The organism is Zestomonas insulae, from assembly GCF_016901015.1.
GTDB classification, from domain to species: domain Bacteria; phylum Pseudomonadota; class Gammaproteobacteria; order Pseudomonadales; family Pseudomonadaceae; genus Aquipseudomonas; species Aquipseudomonas insulae.
Genome location: NZ_JAFEUP010000001.1, coordinates 1,106,662 through 1,121,143 on the forward strand (window position 1 = coordinate 1,106,662; position 14,482 = coordinate 1,121,143).

At 67.4% G+C, this 14,482-nt stretch carries 16 protein-coding genes; 7 read left to right on the top strand and 9 right to left on the bottom strand.

Translation table 11 applies throughout. From position 1 onward, the window contains the following. Positions 1-483, bottom strand: a complete 483-nt coding sequence (locus JQX08_RS05330; RefSeq protein ID WP_204915203.1) for a glutathione peroxidase — start codon at positions 481-483, stop codon at positions 1-3. 115 nt (positions 484-598) lie between these two features. Next, on the bottom strand, positions 599-1,084 hold the full coding sequence (locus JQX08_RS05335) for an FKBP-type peptidyl-prolyl cis-trans isomerase (RefSeq protein WP_204915204.1): 486 nt from the start codon (positions 1,082-1,084) through the stop codon (positions 599-601). Positions 1,085-1,096: 12 nt separating this feature from the next. Here JQX08_RS05335 and JQX08_RS05340 point away from each other — a divergent pair, with 12 nt between their 5' ends. The 4 genes from JQX08_RS05340 to yihG all read left to right on the top strand — a co-directional run bounded on the left by JQX08_RS05340 (position 1,097) and on the right by yihG (position 5,765). Then, on the top strand, positions 1,097-1,387 hold the full coding sequence (locus JQX08_RS05340; RefSeq protein ID WP_204915205.1) for a DUF3565 domain-containing protein: 291 nt from the start codon (positions 1,097-1,099) through the stop codon (positions 1,385-1,387). 2 nt (positions 1,388-1,389) lie between these two features. Next, a complete protein-coding gene (locus tag JQX08_RS05345) occupies positions 1,390-2,577 on the top strand; it encodes an acetate kinase (protein ID WP_204915206.1) in 1,188 nt (395 codons plus the stop codon). A 29-nt stretch (positions 2,578-2,606) separates the two neighbouring features. Continuing rightward, positions 2,607-4,697 (top strand): phosphate acetyltransferase, encoded by a 2,091-nt coding sequence (gene pta / locus JQX08_RS05350; RefSeq protein ID WP_204915207.1) that lies wholly within the window; start codon positions 2,607-2,609, stop codon positions 4,695-4,697. 159 nt (positions 4,698-4,856) lie between these two features. Beyond that, complete coding sequence (yihG, locus tag JQX08_RS05355; protein WP_204915208.1) at positions 4,857-5,765, top strand: 1-acylglycerol-3-phosphate O-acyltransferase, YihG family; 909 nt, start codon at positions 4,857-4,859, stop codon at positions 5,763-5,765. A gap of 135 nt (positions 5,766-5,900) precedes the next feature. Here yihG and JQX08_RS05360 read toward each other — a convergent pair whose 3' ends face one another. The 4 genes from JQX08_RS05360 to JQX08_RS05375 form a co-directional block, all read right to left on the bottom strand. Continuing rightward, on the bottom strand, positions 5,901-6,596 hold the full coding sequence (locus JQX08_RS05360) for a YiaD family glycine zipper/OmpA-like lipoprotein (RefSeq protein ID WP_204915209.1): 696 nt from the start codon (positions 6,594-6,596) through the stop codon (positions 5,901-5,903). Between the two features lie 83 nt (positions 6,597-6,679). After that, positions 6,680-7,324 carry an MBL fold metallo-hydrolase gene (locus JQX08_RS05365; protein WP_204915210.1) on the bottom strand — a complete coding sequence of 215 codons (645 nt, stop codon included), beginning with the start codon at positions 7,322-7,324 and terminating at the stop codon, positions 6,680-6,682. 64 nt (positions 7,325-7,388) lie between these two features. Further along, the gene (yddG, locus tag JQX08_RS05370; RefSeq protein WP_204915211.1) at positions 7,389-8,291 is read right to left on the bottom strand and encodes an aromatic amino acid DMT transporter YddG; all 903 of its coding nucleotides are present in this window, start codon (positions 8,289-8,291) and stop codon (positions 7,389-7,391) included. A gap of 60 nt (positions 8,292-8,351) precedes the next feature. Next, a complete protein-coding gene (locus tag JQX08_RS05375) occupies positions 8,352-9,374 on the bottom strand; it encodes an AraC family transcriptional regulator (RefSeq protein WP_204915212.1) in 1,023 nt (340 codons plus the stop codon). A 134-nt stretch (positions 9,375-9,508) separates the two neighbouring features. On the opposite strand from JQX08_RS05375, the gene JQX08_RS05380 reads away from it, so the two are divergent. Both JQX08_RS05380 and JQX08_RS05385 read left to right on the top strand, forming a co-directional pair. After that, positions 9,509-10,345 carry a metal-dependent hydrolase gene (locus JQX08_RS05380; protein WP_204915213.1) on the top strand — a complete coding sequence of 279 codons (837 nt, stop codon included), beginning with the start codon at positions 9,509-9,511 and terminating at the stop codon, positions 10,343-10,345. A 178-nt stretch (positions 10,346-10,523) separates the two neighbouring features. Then, positions 10,524-11,366, top strand: a complete 843-nt coding sequence (locus tag JQX08_RS05385) for a metal-dependent hydrolase (RefSeq protein WP_204915214.1) — start codon at positions 10,524-10,526, stop codon at positions 11,364-11,366. An 85-nt stretch (positions 11,367-11,451) separates the two neighbouring features. On the opposite strand, the gene JQX08_RS05390 is transcribed toward JQX08_RS05385, so the two are convergent. From JQX08_RS05390 to JQX08_RS05400, 3 genes are all read right to left on the bottom strand, one after another. Continuing rightward, on the bottom strand, positions 11,452-11,694 hold the full coding sequence (locus tag JQX08_RS05390) for a DUF3079 domain-containing protein (RefSeq protein WP_204915215.1): 243 nt from the start codon (positions 11,692-11,694) through the stop codon (positions 11,452-11,454). Positions 11,695-11,842: 148 nt separating this feature from the next. After that, complete coding sequence (locus JQX08_RS05395) at positions 11,843-12,784, bottom strand: alpha/beta fold hydrolase (RefSeq protein WP_204915216.1); 942 nt, start codon at positions 12,782-12,784, stop codon at positions 11,843-11,845. A 71-nt stretch (positions 12,785-12,855) separates the two neighbouring features. Continuing rightward, on the bottom strand, positions 12,856-13,524 hold the full coding sequence (locus JQX08_RS05400; RefSeq protein ID WP_204915217.1) for a TetR/AcrR family transcriptional regulator: 669 nt from the start codon (positions 13,522-13,524) through the stop codon (positions 12,856-12,858). Positions 13,525-13,614: 90 nt separating this feature from the next. On the opposite strand from JQX08_RS05400, the gene JQX08_RS05405 reads away from it, so the two are divergent. Next, positions 13,615-14,472 (top strand): hypothetical protein, encoded by an 858-nt coding sequence (locus JQX08_RS05405; protein WP_204915218.1) that lies wholly within the window; start codon positions 13,615-13,617, stop codon positions 14,470-14,472. The last annotated feature ends 10 nt before the right edge of the window (positions 14,473-14,482 follow it).

The window sequence follows — 14,482 nt, forward strand, 5'->3', positions numbered from 1 at the left end:
TCAGGCGAGGGCTTTCTCGATGGCCTGGACCAGCGCCGGATCGTCCGGCGCGGTGCGCGGCGAGAAGCGCGCCAGCACGCGGCCGTCCTTGCCGACCAGGAACTTCTCGAAATTCCAGGTGATGTCGCCGGGGAACTCGGCGCCCTCACCGGCAAGCAGACGGTACAGCGGATGGCGCGCCGGGCCGTTGACCTCGAGCTTGCTGGCCAGCGGGAAGCTCACGCCGTAGTTCAGGCTGCAGAACTCGCGGATCTCCTCCTCGCTGCCCGGCTCCTGACCGGCAAACTGGTTGCACGGCAGGCCAAGCACGCTGAAGCCCTGCTCGCGGTACGCCTGATAGAGGTTTTCCAGGCCGGCGTACTGCGGGGTCAGCCCGCATTTCGAAGCGACATTCACCACCAGCACCACCTGGCCCTTGAAGGGCGCCAGCGGCAGGTCCTCGCCACCCAGCGCATGAAGATTGATGTCGTGAAAGGCACTCATGTCGATCTCCCCATAACGGACAAAAAAGGCGCCCGCAGGCGCCTTTCCGGTGAATTCAGCTTAGCAGCTGAATCCGCGCTGATGCGATCTCGCTAGCGGGATCGCGACGCGCTGCTTAGTGGTGGTGACCACCTTCGCCGTGGATATGACCGTGGGCGATTTCTTCGGCGCTGGCGTCACGCACAGCGACCACCTTGACCTTGAAGTTCAGGCGCTGGCCGGCCAGCGGGTGGTTGCCGTCGACGGTCACGTCGTCGCCGTCGATGTCGCGGATGGTGACGATCTGCATGCCGCCGTTCGGTGCGGAAGCGTGGAACTGCATGCCCACTTCCAGCTCATCGACGCCTTCGAACATGCTGCGGTTCAGGGTGCTGACCAGCTCGGCGCTGTACTCGCCGTAGGCTTCTTCCGGCTCGATGCTGACGTCCAGTTCGTCGCCGGCTTGCTTGCCGACCAGGGCCTTTTCCAGGCCGACGATGATGTTGCCGGTGCCGTGCAGGTAGACCAGCGGCGCGCCGCCTGCGGAGCTGTCGATGACCTCGCCGGCGTCGTTGGTGAGGGTATAGTCGATGGAGACAGCCTTGTTGTCGGCGATCAGCATGAGGGCGAACCTTTGCGAAAGAATGATGAACGGGCAAGTTTAACCAACGCTCCGGGCGAAAGCGACCCGCCCACGGACGGACGGAATGCCCACGCCAGCGCCCGCATCGTCGGTTTTCACCAGGACGAGGAAGGCCATTGGGTGGCGGAGCTGTCGTGCGGCCATACTCAGCACATGCGCCACCTGCCGCCGTGGCAATCGCGGCCCTGGACGCAGGACGCCGAAGCCCGCGCGGCGCGCATCGGCGAGGCTTTTGCCTGTGGCTGGTGCGCCCAGGAAGTCACCGCCGACAAGGAGTTCTGAGCATGCCGGCACGCAATATTCTGGTCATCAATTGCGGCAGTTCGTCGATCAAGTTCGCGCTGGTCAACGAGGCCCATTCGCAGTTCGCCCTGAGCGGCATCGCCGAACGCCTCGGCCACCCGGAAGCGTTGCTGCGCTGGCAGCGCGGCGGCGAGCAGGACAGCCTGATGATTCCCGGCGCCGACCACCGCGCCGCCCTCGCCCAGCTGCTGCCGCTGGTGCAGGGCGCCGCCGGCGGCAAGCTGCACGGCATCGGCCATCGCGTGGTGCACGGCGGCGAACGCTTCACCCGCGCCCATCGCATCGATGCCCAGGTGCTCGAAGCGATCCGCGCCACCGCGCCGCTCGCGCCGCTGCACAACCCGGCCAACCTGCTCGGAATCGAAGCCGCGCTGAAGCTCTACCCGACCCTGCCGCAGGTGGCGGTGTTCGACACCGCGTTCCACCAGACCCTGCCCGAGCACGCCTTCCGCTATGCCCTGCCGGAAAGCCTGTACCGCGAGCATGGCCTGCGCCGCTACGGCTTCCACGGCACCAGCCACCGCTACGTCAGCCACCGTGCCGCGGAGATGGCCGGGCTGGCGTTCGGCGACAGCAGCTGGCTGTCGGCGCACCTCGGCAATGGCTGCTCGACCTGCGCCATCGTCAACGGCCAGAGCCGCGACACCAGCATGGGCCTGACGCCGCTGGAGGGCCTGGCGATGGGCACCCGCAGCGGCGACGTCGACCCCAACCTGCACGCGCACCTGAACCGCAGCCTGGGCTGGAGCCTGGAGCGCATCGAGCGCCTGCTCAATCACGAGAGCGGCCTGCTCGGCCTGTCCGGGCTGTCCAACGACATGCGCAGCCTCGAGCAGGCGCGCGACCAGGGGCACGCCGGGGCGACCCTGGCCATCGAGGTGTTCTGCTATCGGCTGGCGAAATCGCTGGCCGCGCTGAGCTGCGCGCTGCCGCAGCTGGACGGGCTGATCTTCACCGGCGGGATCGGCGAGAACTCGCCGCTGGTGCGCAGCAAGACCGTCACGCACCTCAAGCTGCTCAACCTGAGCCTCGACAAGGCGGCCAACGCGCGCTGCATCCGCGGCGTGGCCGGGGCGATTCACACCCAGGGGCATCCGCGCGTACTGGTGGTGCCGACCAACGAGGAGCGGCAGATCGCCCTCGACACCCTGACCCTGCTCGACCACTGACCCTTTTTCGTTTTGCCCAAGGAAGCGCCATGCAAACCTTCTTCCTCGCCCCCACCGGCTTCGGCGTCGGCCTCACCTCCACCAGCCTCGGCCTGGTCGGGGCGCTGGAACGCGCCGGGCTCAAGGTCGGCTTCTTCAAGCCGATCGCCCAGCCGCATGCCGGCGACCTCGGCCCGGAGCGTTCCAGTGAGCTGATCGCCCGCACCCATGGCCTGGATTCGCCCAAGCCGCTGGCGCTCAGCCAGGTCGAGCGGATGCTCGGCGACGGCCAGCTCGACGAGCTGCTCGAGGAGATCATCAGCCTCTACCAGCAGGCCGCGCAGGATAAGGACGTGGTGATCGTCGAAGGCATGGTGCCGACCCGCCACGCCAGCTACGCGGCGCGGGTCAATTTCCACCTGGCCAAGAGCCTGGATGCGGAGGTGATCCTGGTCTCGGCGCCGGAGGACGAACCGCTCAGCGAGCTGGCCGACCGCATCGAGATCCAGGCGCAGCTGTTCGGCGGCCCGCAGGACCCGAAAGTGCTCGGCGTGATCATCAACAAGGTGCGCGATGCCGGCGGCCTCGCGGCGTTCAGCGCGCGCCTGCACGAACTCTCGCCGCTGCTGCGCAACGAAAGCTTCCGCCTGCTCGGCTGCATTCCCTGGCAAGCCGAGCTGAACGCCCCGCGCACGCGCGACATCGCCGACCTGCTCGGCGCGCGGGTGATCAACGCCGGCGACTACGAGCAGCGGCGCATGCTCAACATCGTGCTCTGCGCGCGGGCCGTGGCCAACACCGTGCAGCTGCTCAAGCCCGGTGTGCTGGTGGTCACCCCCGGCGACCGTGACGACATCATCCTCGCTGCCAGCCTGGCCTCGATGAATGGCGTGCCGCTGGCCGGCCTGCTGCTGTGCAGCGACTTCCAGCCCGATGCGCGGATCATGGAGCTGTGCCGCGGCGCGCTGCAGAGCGGCCTGCCGGTGCTCACCGTGCAGACCGGCTCGTACGACACGGCGACCAACCTCAACCGGCTGAACAAGGAAATCCCGGTCGACGACCGCGAGCGCGCCGAGCGGGTCGCCGACTTCGTCGCCGGGCACATCGACTACGAATGGCTGCGCGCGCGCTGCGGCGAGCCGCGCGAGCTGCGCATGTCGCCGCCGGCGTTCCGCTACCAGTTGGTCAAGCGCGCCCAGGCGGCCGACAAGCGCATTGTCCTGCCGGAAGGCAGCGAGCCGCGCACCGTACAGGCGGCGGCGATCTGCCAGGCGCGCGGCATCGCCCGCTGCGTGCTGCTGGCCAAGCCCGACGAGGTGCGCGCGGTGGCCAGCGCGCACGGCATCAGCCTGCCGCCGGGCCTGGAAATCCTCGACCCCGACCTGATCCGCGAGCGCTACGTCGCGCCGATGGTCGAGCTGCGCAAGAGCAAGGGCCTGAATGCGCCGATGGCGCTGGCCCAGCTCGACGACACGGTGATGCTCGGCACCATGATGCTCGCCCTCGACGAGGTCGACGGCCTGGTCAGCGGCGCCATCCACACCACCGCCAACACCATTCGCCCGGCGCTGCAGTTGATCAAGACCGCGCCGGGCTATCAGTTGGTGTCCTCGGTGTTCTTCATGCTGCTGCCCGATCAGGTGGTGGTCTACGGCGACTGCGCGGTGAACCCCGACCCGAGCGCCGAGGAGCTCGCCGAGATCGCCCTGCAGAGCGCCGAGTCGGCGCAGGCGTTCGGCATCGAGCCGCGGGTGGCGATGCTCAGCTACTCCACCGGCGATTCCGGCAGCGGCGAGGAAGTCGAGAAGGTCCGCCAGGCCACGCGCCTGGCGCGCCAGGCGCAGCCACAGCTGTTGCTCGACGGCCCGCTGCAGTATGACGCCGCGGCGATCGCCAGCGTCGGCCGGCAGAAGGCACCGGACAGCCCGGTGGCCGGGCGCGCCACGGTGTTCGTGTTCCCTGACCTGAACACCGGCAACACCACCTACAAGGCGGTGCAGCGCAGCGCCAATTGCGTCAGCGTCGGGCCGATGCTGCAGGGCCTGCGCAAGCCGGTGAACGACCTGTCACGCGGCGCGCTGGTCAACGACATCGTCTACACCATCGCGCTGACCGCCATCCAGGCCGCCGCCAAGGCCTGAGCGGGTGGACATGACCGGCCGGTCCAAGAGCAGGCTTGCAGTTGAGTGCACAAGCGTTAACTATTGCGCGCGAAAAACCCTTCGGCCATGGACTGCGGCCACCTTTCACCGACCCGCGGCGTGCTGCATGCCCGCCCCATTTAGAGGCTTGAGTCCCTCATGCTGAGCTTTCTGCCTGCCCCGCTGCGCGGCACCCTGGCCATGCTGCTGCTGTTCGCCAACACCCTGTTCTGGTGCTGGTTCCTGTTCCTCATCGCGCTGGTCAAGCTGTGCGTGCCGGTCAAGTCGATGCGCCGGGCCTGCAGCCAAGCCTCCAACTGGATCGCCGAAGCCTGGATCACCTGCAACAGCGCCTGGATGTGGCTGGTGCAGAAGACCGACTGGAACCTCAACGGCCGCGAACAGCTCAAGCACGACGGCTGGTACCTGGTGACCAGCAACCACCAGAGTTGGGTCGACATCCTCGTGCTGCAGCACACGCTGAACAAGCGCATGCCGTTCTTCAAGTTCTTCCTCAAGCAGGAGCTGATCTGGGTGCCGGTGATCGGCCTGTGCTGGTGGGCGCTGGAGTTCCCGTTCATGAAGCGCTACTCCAAGGCCTATCTGGAGCGCCATCCGGAGAAGCGTGGCGAAGACACACGCACCACCCGCCGCGCCTGCGAGCGCTACCGCGACGTGCCGGTGGCGATCTTCAACTTCCTCGAAGGCACCCGCTTCACCCAGGCCAAGCACGACCAGCAGAACTCGCCGTTCCGCTACCTGCTGAAGCCCAAGGCCGGCGGCGTGGCGTTCGTCCTCGATGCGATGGGCAACCAGCTGAAGTCTCTGGTCAACATCACCATTCATTACCCGGACGGCAACCCGAGCTTCTGGGACTTCCTCAGCGGCAAGGTGCGTCAGGTGGTGGTGCGCTATCACCGCCAGGACATTCCCGCGCAGTTCCTCGGCAAGGACTACAACGAGGACGAAACCTACCGCCTGGAGTTCCAGCAGTGGGTCAACCAGCTATGGGAAGCCAAGGACCACGAACTGGCCACCCTGCACCGCGAGTTTCCAGCTAAGCGCTGAGGACTTCGCCTCCTCTGGATTCCCGCCTACGCGGGAATGGCGAACGCTCCGTCATCCCCGCGCAGACGGGGAACCAACAAACGACGGCACACAAAAAAGCCCGCCAATCGGCGGGCTTTTTCATGGGCGTAGCGCTTACTGCACTTGCGCACCCTGGGCGCCAGGCAGCGGGCGCAGGGTGACTTCCACCCGGCGGTTCTGCGCGCGGCCATCGGGCGTGGCGTTGCTGGCAATCGGCTGATCAGGGCCCATGCCGCGGGTGCTGACGCGCGAGGCGTCGACGCCTTGGGCGGTCAGGTAGCCGGCCACGCTCTGCGCGCGGCGCTGCGACAGGTCCATGTTGTGCGCGCGGCTGCCGGTGCTGTCGGTGTAGCCGATCACTTCGATGCTGTTCTGGTTGTACTGCTTGAACGAGTTGGCCAGGTTGTTCAGCGGGCTGTAGAAGCTGTTGGCGATGTTCGCCGAGTCGGTGGCGAAGGTGATGTTGCCCGGCATGATCAGCTGGATGGTGTCGCCCTGGCGCTGCACTTCCACGCCGGTGCCCTGCATGCTGCGGCGCAGCTCTTCTTCCTGCTTGTCGGCGTAGTAGCCGTAGCCGGCACCGGCCGCACCGGCCACTGCGGCGCCGATCAGCGCGCCCTTGCCACGGTTGTCGTGGTTGATCGCCGCGCCGGCGACTGCGCCAGCCAGGGCGCCGAGACCACCGTACTTGGCGGTCTTGCTGACGCCGCCGGAGCTCTGCTGCGGGGCGTCATAGGGATTCTGCGAGGCACAGCCGGCAAGCAGCGCGACTGCGGTAGCGGCGACAATCAGGCGACGCGAGATAAACATGAATGAGTACTCCTGGGGTGTGTACAGCCTCTGGGGGCTGCCGCAATTAGAGCGCAACAAAGGTGAAAAATTCCGTGAGCGCGTTACGCGCGGATAAACGGATTTTCCCGCATCTCGTCGCCCAGTCGGGTGTCCGGACCATGGCCGGTGACCACCGTGGCCTCCTCGTCGAGGCTGTACAGGCGCTGCTTGATCGACCGTTCGATGGTCGCGTAATCACCGCCCCACAGGTCGGTGCGGCCGATGCCGCGCTTGAACAGCGTGTCGCCGGCGATCAGCAGCTTGGCCTCGGGGAACCAGAAGCTCATCGAGCCCGGTGTATGCCCCGGGGTGTGCAGCGCCACGCCGCAGCCGCAGGCCAGTTCCTCGTCGTCCTTCAGCCACTGATCAGGCGCCGGCACCGGGGTGTAGGGCACGCCGAACATGTTGCACTGCATCTCCAGGTTGTCCCAGAGGAACTGGTCGCCCTGGTGCAGGTGCAAGGTGGCGCCGGTCTTTTCCTTCATCTGCCCGGAGGCGAGGAAATGATCGAGGTGCGCGTGGGTGTGGATGATGCTCACCACCTTCAGCCCGTGGGCTTCGAGGCGCGCCATGATCAGGTCGGGATTGCCGCCCGGGTCGACGACGATGGCCTTCTTGCTCACCGGATCACCGATGATCGTGCAGTTGCACTGCAACGGGCCGACCGGGAAGGTTTCGCGAATCAGGGCGGGGGTTTCGGCTTGCATGGGAGGACCTGCGAAGAAAGGGAGTGCGCAAAGGCGCCAAGCGTGACGCCATTGGCGGCGCAGTTCAACCCGTCGCCCGGCCTGCCCCGCGGGTCGCCAGCCAGCACAGCAGCGAGCCGAGGCAGACCATCGCCACGCCCTGCCAGAACGCCAGCGACAGCTGGGTACTGAGCCACACCGCGGCGAACAGCGTCGACAGCACCGGGGTGAAGTTCGACGCAGTAGCCAGCAGGGTCAGGTTGCCGCGCACGATGCCGACGTTCCACAGCGCGTAGCCGACCGCCGTCGCCGAGCCGGCGGCCAGCAGTTCGAGGCTCACCGGCAGGGTCAGCTGCAGCGCCGGCTCGTTGCTCAGGCCGTAGGCACCCCACATGGCCAGCGCGGTGAGGCTGAAGAACAGCGCGACGCCATTGCCGCCCTTTGAGTAGCGGCTGGTGACCGCGCAGTAGCAGGCCCACAGCACCGCGCCGACGAACGCCAGGCCGTAGCTCAAAGGATTGGCGGCGACGTTGGCCTGCACCCCGGCGACCGACAGGCCGGCCTCGCCGCCGACCACCCAGGCAATGCCAGCGAGCGCCAGCAGCACGCCGGGCACGATCATCCAGCGCACCGGCTGGCGGTTGACGGCGATCGCCAGCAGGACGGTGAAGCACGGCCACAGGTAGTTGACGATCGCCACTTCGATGGCCTGCGCGCGGCTCTGGGCGAAGCCCAGCGACAGCGACAGGCAGAACTCGTAGACCACGAACAGCGCGCCGGCCGCCGCCAGGTAACCTCGCGAGAAACTGCGCAGCCGCGGGCGGCCGAGCAGCACCAGCAGCAGGGCGGCGCCGACCGTGTAGATCAGCGCCGCGCCGCCGTACGCGCCGAGCTGTTCGGTGACGCTGCGAATCAGGCCGACGATGGTGCTCCACAGCACGATCGCCACGACGCCATAAAGGGTCGCCAGGCGGTTGGCGGACGACATCGACGGCGATACTCCGGAGAACGACAGGTTTCCGCAGCCTAGCGTCTCGTACCGCGTCCGTCAGCGGGCGTCGTCGCGATAGTCGCTGGGCAGCTTGCCGGTCCACTTCTTGAACGCCCGGCGGAAGTTCGACGGGTCGCTGAAACCGAGCAGGCTGGCCACTTCGAACAGCGGCAGATGGGTGGTGCCGAGGTACTCCAGGGCCAGGCGCTTGCGCACGTCATCGAGCACCTGCTGGTAGCTGGTGCCCATCAGCGCCAGGTGGCGACGCAGGCTGCGGCCGCTGGTGTGCAGGGCGTGGGCGGCGCTGTCGAGATCGGGGAAGTCGCCGGGACGCGCCAGCAGCAGGCGGCGCACCCGGGTGAGCAGGCCATCCTGGACATCGAGACTGGCCAGAATCGCCTCGCACTGCTGCTCGCACATCTGCACGGTGGCCGGATTGGCCAGCGCCATGGAGCGCTCCAGGTAGTCGCGCGGCAGGCTCAGGCGGTGGTACGGCTGGTCGAACGCCACCGCGTTGCCGAACACCGACTGGTAGCGCGCGGCGTAGGACGGCGGCCCGTAGGCGAAGCCGACCTGCACCTCGCGCAGCTCCTCGCCAACCAGGAAGCGGGCGATGGTGAACAGGCTGGTCAGCAGGCCCTCGGCGGCGAAGCGCTCCAGCGCACCGAGCGGCATCGACTCGCTGGCGCGCAGTTCGACGCGTTCGCCGACCTCGACCATCTCCAACTCGAACGCCAGGCCAAGCACCCGGTAGTAGCGCAGGGCGAACTGGATCGCCTTGCCCAGGTTGGCGCTGGACAGCACCGCGTAACCGAGGATGCCGTGCGTCGAGACGTTGAGGCGCTGGCCGAGCACCAGGCCCAGCGCCGGCTCGTCGCAGCGCAGCATCACCGCGCTGACCAGCAGGTTGAAGTCGAGGAACGACAGGCGCCCGTTGGGATTGCCCAGCACTTCCGGGCGCAGCCGCGCGGCGGCGAGCACTTCGTCACGGCCGATGCCCCACTCGCCGGCCAGCGCCAGCAGCGCCTCGACGTAGGCCAGCGGAACCAGTTCGGCAGCAAAATTGAGGGACTGTTTCATAACCGACTGCTCTTCTTGTTATGAAGGTCGACGTGGCCGGATATGACGGGACACTTGGCCACATTTGCCTTGTTCGTCCCGAACCGGCGAGCGCATAGTCGGGACAGCGATATCTGATTATCGAGGGAGTGCGTATGCCCAGTACCACACCTAAAGGTTTGGAAATCCACCCGCGACAACCGGATTTCGGCCTGCCGACGCCGATGCCAAGGCACTGGCACAGCGGCGACGCGTTCAAGAGCCATTTCTTCGATGCCATGTCGGTGCTGTTCCCCGACGGCGAACGCTTCTTCATCGACTCGGTGCGACCGTTCCGCGAGCGGATCGACGACCCGCTGCTGCAGCAGCAGATTCGCGGCTTCATCGCCCAGGAAGGTCATCACAGCCGCGAGCACGCCGACTACAGCGAGCGCCTGCGCGCCCTCGGTTACGACATCGACTACCTCGAGCGCGGCCTGCAGCGGCGCCTCGGCTTCGTCCGCAAGCACCTGTCACCCGAGCTGCAACTGGCCGCCACCACTTCGGTGGAGCACCTCACCGCGATCATGGCCGACGCCGTGCTGCAGAACCCGCGCTGGCTGGCCGGAGCCGACCCGGCACTGGCGCAGCTGTGGCGCTGGCACGCGCTGGAGGAAACCGAGCACAAGGCGGTGGCCTTCGACGTCTACCAGCAGGTCTGCGGCAGCCCCTGGCTGCGTCGCCGGGCGATGCTGCAGAGCACTTTCTTCTTCACTCAGGACACCTTCCGCGGGCTGGTGCACATGCTCAAGCGCGACGGCCTGCTGTGGAACTGGCGGGTGTGGCGCGACGGGCTGCGCTGGATGTGGGGGCGCGAGGGCATCTTCCGCCCGCTGCTCAGGGTCTACCTGGACTTCTACCGCCGCGACTTCCACCCCTGGCAGCACGACAACCAGCACCTGGTCGAGCAGTACCGCCGCCAGTTCGACGCACCGCCGGCCGACGTGGCCTGATCGCACCGCCCTACCCTGCGCCTGTCTTGCCGGCCGCCCGCCCAGCGCGGGCGGACTGGCGTGCGGCACCCCTGCCTGGCCGCAAATGACTCGCAGATTGGCTGGAGCTGACCTTTGCCGCTTCCGGCCCGGTCCGCATAGTGCGGCCATGGATCAACAACGACTCAGGGAGTCCTCCATGGCAAGCACCACCCCAGAAGGCCTGGTCATTCGTCCGCGGCACATGGACTTCGATCTGCCCAACCCGTTCCCGCGCCACTGGCACGGCGGCGATGCGTTCAAGACCCACCTGTTCGACGCCATGTCGGTGATGTTTCCCGATGGCGAGCGCTTCTTCATCGACTCGGTGCGGCAGTTCCGCGACCAGATCACCGACCCGGTACTGAAAGAACAAATCCGCGGCTTCATCGGCCAGGAAGGCCACCACAGCCGCGAGCACCTGGAATACAGCGCGCGCCTGCGTGACCTCGGCTACGACATCACCCGCCTGGAGAAACGCGCCCAGGTGCGCATCCGCTACACCCAGAAGAAGTTCTCGGCGAAGCGCCAGCTGGCCGCCACCGCCGCCCTGGAGCACATCACCGCGATCATGGCCGACGGCCTGCTCAAGCACCCGGACTACCTGGCCGGCGCCCACCCGGTGCTGCAGCGCCTGTGGCGCTGGCACGCGCTGGAAGAGACCGAGCACAAGGCGGTGGCCTTCGACGTCTACCAGCAGGTCTGCGGCAACCGCAAACTGTTGCGCCGGGCGATGGTGATGGGCACCTTCTTCTTCATGCTCGACACCCATCGCGGCCTGATCCACATGCTCAAGCGCGATGGCCTGCTGTGGAACTGGCGCCTGTGGCGCGACGGGCTGAGCTGGATGTGGGGCAAGGACGGCATCTTCCGCGCCCTGCTGCGCCCCTACCTGGACTTCTTCAAGGCCGACTTCCACCCCTGGCAGCACAACAACCTCGACCTGCTGTACGCGACCCGCGGCGAATTCGACGCCCCGGAGCTGGCCCGCGCCGCCGGTTGATAGCCCCGTTCCGCTTACCCTTCAGGCCACCTGGTGTGGCCTTTTTTTATGCCCGCAGATTGTCGCTGGCCGGCCGAGGCGCCGGTCAGCTGGCGAGCGGTTGCAAGCGAATGCTCGTCACATCGGCGGCACTGCTCCGCTCGGCGCCCAGCGGCGCGGCGATACCCCAGTCGCCATGCAGATACCAGTCGTCACCGAGCATCTCGGCGGGGTGCATGGTGCGATCCGCGCCATTGCCGCAGGCCAGGTCATGCGCCGCGCAGTAGCGGTCACAGCCCCAGCAGATGCGCTCGGGATGCTTGGGGTTGAGAGGAAAGGGCTTGGCCATGGCGATGCTCGGGGCTGGCGGTATGGCTTGCCACGTTAGCGAAGCCAGCCCCGGGCATGTTGATCCCGATCAAGCGCCCGCCACTCCGCAGGCCTGCGCAAACCACACGGGCCACCGCAGTGGCCCGTCGGCGGTGCAACCCTGCGCTTCAGCCGCGCAGGAAACGCATGGCGTCGGCCGCGCTCTGCTCGGGGATTTCCTCCATCGGCACGTGGCCGACGCCCGGGTAGGTCTTGACCTGGATGCCCGGCACATCGCGCTGCCAGAGCGGCACGTGCTTCGGCGAAATCCAGCGGTCGCGCTCGCCCCACATCAGCAGGGTCGGCACCTTGAGGTTCGCCACCCGCTGCGCGGTGCCGTGCAGTTCTTCGCGGTTGACCTTGATCAGCACGCGGAAGATTTCCATTGCCGCCTTGCGGTTGCCCGGCCGCCGGCTGATGTCGTAGTAGCGGTCGATGATCCCCGGCTTGATCCGCCCCGGCTCGCCGTAGACCTCCTTGATGCCCTGCGCCACCAGCGCGCGCGGCATCCACAGCGGCATCGCCACGGTGGCGCCGGGCAGTGCGGCGGCGGCGATCATCCACGGCATCTTGTGCATGTGGTAGCCGGCCGGGTCGACCAGGATCAGCTTGCCGACCCGCTGCGGCTGGGCCAGGGCGAAGTTCCAGGCGATGTAGCCGCCCAGCGAGTTGCCGACCACGTCGGCCTTGTTCACTCCGAGGTAGTCGAGCAGTTGGGCGAAGATCGCCGTCATCCGCTCGGCGTTGTACACGCCGTCGCGCGCCGGCCCGGTGAGGCCGAAGCCGGGCACGTCGAAGCGGATGATCCGATAGTGCGCGGCGAACGCCTGCACCCAGCCGTCCCAGGTGTGCAGCGAAGCCATCACCCCGTGGATCAGCACCAGCACCGGCTTGTCGCGGCTGCCTTCGTCGCGGTAGTGGACGTTGAAGCCGTCCAACTCGATGAAGCGCGAGCCGCTGTCGACATGGGCGTAACGCGCCTTGAGGCGCTCGAGCGGCAAGGCACCGAAGCCCAGGCGGGCGAATCCGCCGGCCAGCGGCGGATGGAGGGTAAGGCTGGAAGCGGACATGCGGGCACCTCGGGCATTGTTCTTGTTGAGGCGCCTAGCAAAGCACGCGGCGCCGCGCTTGCCCGCCCAACCTAGGTTGAGCGCAGACAGAGGGCGCTGCTGACCAGAGCTCCGAGCACCTGCTTGGCGTGCTCGATCTCGCTGCGCGGCGCCTGGCGCACCAGCAGGTCGAGTGAGGCGGCTTCCATCGCCCAGATCAGCGTGTGCGAGAGCAGCGGGTCCTGCTGCTCGTCCTGCGACTCCAGGCGTTCGCGCAGCAGACGGACCATTTCCTGATGGGCGCGCTGACGGTGCGGCGCCAGCGGCGAGTCGGCGCGCAGCGCCTCTTCCTGCATCAGGCGGATGATCGGGCCGACCGCCAAGTGATACTCGAAGAAGCAGTCGACCATGCGCTGCAACCAGGCCTGCGCGTTGCCGGCGCCGTGCTCCAGCTCGCGGAAGCGGCTGAGCAGGAGCAGCACCGAGGTGCGGTAGATGCCTTCGAGCACCTCGATCTTGTTGGCGAAGTACTTGTAGAAGGTGCGCCGCGACACCTTGGCCGCTTCCAGCAGGTCGTTGACCGTGGTCTCGGCCAGACCCTTGCGGACGAACACCGGGATCGCCGCCAGCTGGATATTGGTACGCTGCAGATGGCCGACCAGCGGCCCCTCCGCGCCCTCGCCCTGGCGCAGCAGCACGTCGTGACCGCCGAGGTCCTCGAACACCGCCCGCACCGCGCCCAGCTCGCCTGCCACTTCCATCGTCGTTCCCAACCAAGGCTCAGGGTGACGGCGACAGGCGGGCTCGCTACTCTGCAGACCTGCCCGTCCGCTGCCGGATTCTGTTTCGCGATGACGCTATCACGCCACCTGCTCTGGCCGCTGGCCATCCTTTTGCTGGTTCTGCTGCGCCCGCTGTCGGCGGCCGAGCTGTTCTACCTCGGCCAGAAGATCCCCGACCTCGACAAGCCGTGGGGCAGCGCGCAGTACCGGCAATTGCTCGAGGCGCTGCAGCAGGTCGACACCAGCCAGGCCAACGCCCTGCCGCGGCGCAGCGGCGAATTCACCGGACCGATCTACCGGCGCATGGTCAGCGAAGACAACCTGCGCCCGCAGCTGAACATCTACGCGCCGCTGGAGCTGCGCCAGAACGAAGCGCGCGAGGTGCTGTTCCAGCTCAAGGAGCTGATGCGCCTGTACTTCGATTTCCGTGCCGCGCAGCAGCCCTACGGCGCCGAAGCGCTCGGTTTGATGACCTATTCGCTGCGCGAGCAGGCGGTGCTGTTCACCCTCACCACCGAGTTCTGGATGACCCTGTCGCAGAAGGAGCAGCGCAACCCGGTGCGCCTGCAGGGCCTGCGCGAGACCAAGGCCGCGGCGGCCATGCTGACCTCCAGCGCGCTCGACTACCTGGGCCTGACCCGCCAGTTCAACCAGGACGACATCGCCCTGTATGCCGCCGAACTGGGCAAGCAGCTGCCCGAGCTGTTCGTCCACCTCGACGCCGACATCCGCCCGCAACTGCTGGCGCGGGTCGGCGAGCTGGCCCAGCAGCACCCGGACGCCGAGGTGCGCGCCAGCATGGCGGAACTGCTGCCGGTGCTGGCGACGATCCAGGGTGATATCGAACAGCAACTGGCGCAGGCCAAACCGGCCGCGGCGCCGGCGGCCAAGCTGGATCTGAGCCTGCCGGCGCCGGCCACGCCGTAACGGCGCGCGG